Origin of the sequence: Shinella sp. M31 (assembly GCF_049199205.1) — a bacterium.
Lineage (GTDB): Bacteria > Pseudomonadota > Alphaproteobacteria > Rhizobiales > Rhizobiaceae > Shinella.
Genome location: NZ_JBLZPH010000158.1, coordinates 1 through 3,575, shown reverse-complemented (window position 1 = coordinate 3,575; position 3,575 = coordinate 1). Strand labels below are relative to the sequence as shown.

The window sequence follows — 3,575 nt, the reverse complement described above, 5'->3', positions numbered from 1 at the left end:
CGCTCGAAGCCGCCAAGGCCAAGCTCGCGCCCATCGGCATGAAGGGCGTGATCATCAACAAGGAGATCGAGGCCTTCGTCGGCGACCGTCTTCTGGAAGCCGTGTGGCGTGAAGGCCTCTGGCTGATCAAGGACGACATCTGCGACACCGAGACGCTCGACGACGTGATCCGCTATTCCTTCGGCATGCGCTGGGCGCAGATGGGCATGTTCGAGACCTACCGCATCGCCGGAGGCGAGGCGGGCATGCGCCACTTCCTCGCCCAGTTCGGCCCCTGTCTCTCCTGGCCCTGGACGAAGCTCACCGACGTCGTCGATCTGAACGACGAACTGGTCAACAAGATCGCCGACCAATCGGACGCCCAGTCCGGCGCACGCGGCATCCGCGAGCTGGAGCGCATCCGTGACCAGAACCTCGTCGGCATCATGCATGCGCTGAAGGCCGGTGATGACGGCAAGGGCTGGGGCTCCGGCAAGCTGCTCGCCGAGTTCGAAGCGCATCTCTGGGCCAAGGCCGGCAAGGCGAAGGTCGAGGTCTCCGCAAACGAGCCGCTGCGCCTCGTCGATACCAAGGTCAATGCGGCCTGGGTCGATTACAACGGTCACATGACGGAACACCGCTATCTCCAGCTGTTCGGCGATACGTCGGACGCGCTGCTGCGGCTGATCGGCGTCGACTTCGCCTATGTCGAGGCCGGCCACAGCTACTACACGGTGGAAACCCACATCCGCCATCTCGGCGAAGCCAAGCTCGGCCAGGCGCTCTACACGACGCTCCAGCTTCTCTCGTCCGATGGCAAGCGGCTGCATTTCTTCATCCGCATCCACGACGCGGCGACCGGCGACGTGATCGCAACGGCCGAACAGATGATGGTCCATGTCGACTCGAAGGCCGGCAAGAGCGTCGAGGCGCCCGCAGAGGTGCTGGCGAAGATCAAGCCGATCGCGGACGCCCATGCCAAGCTGGCAACGCCCGACGGTGCCGGCCGCAGCGTCGGGCAGAGAAAAGCGCAGTAAAAAGCAGCCCCTCACCCTAACCCTCTCCCCGCAAGCGGGGAGAGGGAACTTGCCGAACGCAGGGCTGGGGGTGGAGGAGACGGCGCGGCATATCCCTTCTCCCCGCCTGCGGGGAGAAGGTGGCGGCAGCCGGATGAGGGGCAAACCAAAAACGAGGGAACACCATGAATTTCGCATTGACCGACGAACAGCAGATGATCGTGGATACGGTCCGCTCCTTCGTCGAAACGGAAATCTATCCGCACGAAAACGAAGTCGAGCGCACCGGCCATGTGCCGCCGGAACTCGGCCAGGAAATTGCCCGCAAGTGCAAGGACATCGGCTTCTTCGGCTGCAATATGCCGGAAGAGGTCGGTGGTGCCGGCCTTGACCACACCTCGTTCACGCTGGTCGAGCGCGAGCTTGGCCGAGGCTCGATGGCGCTCACCGTCTTCTTCGGCCGCCCCTCCGGCATCCTGATGGCCTGCAACGACGCGCAGCGCGAACAGTACCTTCTGCCGGCCGTGCGCGGCGAGAAATTCGATGCGCTCGCCATGACCGAGCCGGATGCCGGCTCGGATGTGCGCGGCATGAAATGTTTTGCCCGCAAGGACGGAGACGATTGGGTCGTCAACGGCACCAAACACTTCATCAGCCACGCCAATATCGCCGATTTCGTCATCGTCTTCATCGCGACCGGCGAAGAGGACACGCCGCGCGGCAAGAAGAAGCTGATCACCTGCTTCCTCGTCGATCGCGGCACGCCGGGCTTCGAAATCCGCAACGGCTACGAATCGGTCTCCCACCGCGGCTACAAGAACTGCATTCTCAACTTCGACGAATGCCGCCTGCCCTCCTCCCAGATCCTCGGCGAGGTGCACAAGGGCTTCGACATTGCCAATGACTGGCTCTACGCGACCCGCATCACGGTCGCTGCGACCTCGGTCGGCCGCGCCCGCCGCGCCTTCGATTACGCGCTGAACTATGCGGCCGAGCGAAAGCAGTTCGGCAAGCCGATCGGCGCCAACCAGGGCGTCTCCTTCAAGCTCGCCGACATGATCACCGAGATCGACGCCGCCGATCTGCTGACGCTCAACGCCGCCTGGCGGCTCGATCAGGGCCTGCCGTCGAACCGCGAGATCGCTTCGGCAAAGGTTTATGCCACCGAAATGCTCGCCCGCGTCACCGACGAGGCGATCCAGATCTTCGGCGGCATGGGCCTGATGGACGACCTGCCGCTCGCCCGCTTCTGGCGCGATGCCCGCGTCGAGCGCATATGGGACGGCACCTCGGAAATCCAGCGGCACATCATCAGCCGCGATCTGCTCCGGCCGCTGGGAGCGTAGTCAGAGAATGGTACGCTCCCTCGACCGTCTGATCCGGCCCAAATCCATCGCCGTCTTCGGCGGCAAGGAAGCCCGCCGCGTCATCTTCCAGTGCGACAAGATGGGCTTTTCCGGCGAGATCTGGCCGGTGCATCCGCGCGAGGACGAAATCCTCGGGCGCAAATGCTACCGCTCCGTCGCCGACCTGCCCGGCGCGCCGGATGCTTCCTTCGTGGGCGTCAACCGCGAGTTGACCATCGGCATCATCAAGGACCTGTCGGCGCGTGGTGCCGGCGGGGCCGTCTGTTATGCCTCCGGCTTCCGCGAAGCCGTCAGCGAACTCGCCGATGGCGATGACCTGCAGAAGGCATTGGTAGAGGCGGCCGGTAGCATGCCGATCCTCGGGCCGAATTGCTACGGCTTCATCAACATGCTGGACGGCGCCCTGCTCTGGCCCGACCAGCACGGCATGCTGCGCATCGACAAGGGCGTGGCCGTTCTCACGCAGTCGTCCAACATCGCCTGCAACATCTCCATGCAACAGCGCGGCCTGCCGCTCGCCTATATCCTGACGGCCGGCAACCAAGCGCAGACCGGCCTTGCCGATCTGGCCTGCGCGGTTCTCGAAGACCCCCGCGTCACCGCCGTCGGCCTGCATATCGAAGGCTTCGACAGCCTCGAATCCCTCGAGCGCCTAGCGCTTCGCTCCCGTGAACTCAAAAAGCCGGTCGTCACACTGAAGGTCGGTAAATCCGAACAGGCGCAACTCGCCACCGTCTCGCACACCGCCTCGCTCGCCGGCAACGACGCCGTCTCCTCCGCCCTGCTTTCCCGCCTTGGCATCGGCCGCGTCGAGACGCTGCCGGAGCTTCTGGAAACGCTGAAGCTGCTGCATGTCGCCGGCCCGCTGCCGAATTACGACATCTCCTCCATGTCCTGCTCGGGCGGCGAGGCCTCGCTGATGGCGGATGCCGGGGTGAAGCGGAAGGTCAACTACCGCGACCTCAAGGATTTCCAGCGCCAGCCGCTGCGCGAAACGCTCGGCCAGATGGTGACGATCTCCAATCCGCTCGACTACCACACCTTCGTCTGGGGCAACCGCGAGAAACAGACAGACGCCTTCACGACCATGATGCAGGGCGGATACGGCTTGAACCTCGTCGTGCTCGATTTCCCCCGCCTCGACCGCTGCGACGCCGCAGACTGGAACACCACCTGCCACGCCGTCATCGATGCCTCCAAGGCTGCGGGCGCC

The 3,575-nt window shown here is 64.4% G+C and carries 3 protein-coding genes; all 3 read left to right on the top strand.

Annotated elements, in window-relative coordinates; translation table 11 throughout:
- Window positions 1-1,016, top strand: a 1,016-nt coding sequence (locus ACOZKU_RS25630; RefSeq protein WP_421581276.1) for a carnitine 3-dehydrogenase, incomplete at its 5' end; no start/stop codon positions are given.
- A gap of 164 nt (window positions 1,017-1,180) precedes the next feature.
- Window positions 1,181-2,341 (top strand): acyl-CoA dehydrogenase family protein, encoded by a 1,161-nt coding sequence (locus tag ACOZKU_RS25625; RefSeq protein ID WP_160856979.1) that lies wholly within the window; start codon window positions 1,181-1,183, stop codon window positions 2,339-2,341.
- 7 nt (window positions 2,342-2,348) lie between these two features.
- On the top strand, window positions 2,349-3,575 hold a 1,227-nt coding region (locus ACOZKU_RS25620; protein WP_421581275.1), incomplete at its 3' end, for a CoA-binding protein.